The 580-nt window shown below is 41.7% G+C and carries 1 pseudogene; it reads right to left on the reverse strand.

Features of this window, described 5'->3' with window-relative positions:
• Window positions 1-185, reverse strand: a pseudogene (locus CWB60_RS20335) (glutamate--cysteine ligase); the annotation flags it as partial.
• Window positions 186-580 lie beyond the last annotated feature (395 nt).

Here is a 580-nt window from a genome sequence, read left to right on the forward strand (position 1 = left end):
GTAGTAATATGTCCGTTTGTTAATGCACTACCTACGCCTTTAGGATGTCCTAAAGTGGAAATGGCGCCATTACCTTTAATACGCAACGACTCTCGCTCAATACCACGTTTGATCCCTTTAATTGCGTGCTGATGCGGTGTTGCTGATAACGCGTTTAGCGCGCTAGATAAATCATGTATAGTCAAAAAATGCTTCCTCGGCCACGTGGCTTAATCTTAGGGTTATGGGGGCTAATTGCCCATACTCAAGATTAAATTGTTAAGAACAATATAATTTTTCAAAATTTTTAGCTATTTACCCTGTTGAGCATGCGCTTGATACAATAAGCATCAACCAGCAAGCTAATCTTGCCACTGCTCACGCTAATATACAATCGCTTTGCTAGGGCGTGTTGGCCTTTGTGAATTGAAATTTGTCCAAACTAAGGGCAATTCAATTGCGGCGCGATATTTGTAACCGAATGGGCTCGATAACTGCCCTGCGTTATTCTAATGACTTACCTCCATGTAAGAATAAGTAAAAACCGAACAAAGCTTTCGCGTCCTGCTCATACCCCTTGCCTAAAAACCAAACATACTGC

This window comes from Pseudoalteromonas sp. S327, from assembly GCF_005886415.1.
In the GTDB taxonomy this organism is placed as follows: domain Bacteria; phylum Pseudomonadota; class Gammaproteobacteria; order Enterobacterales; family Alteromonadaceae; genus Pseudoalteromonas; species Pseudoalteromonas atlantica.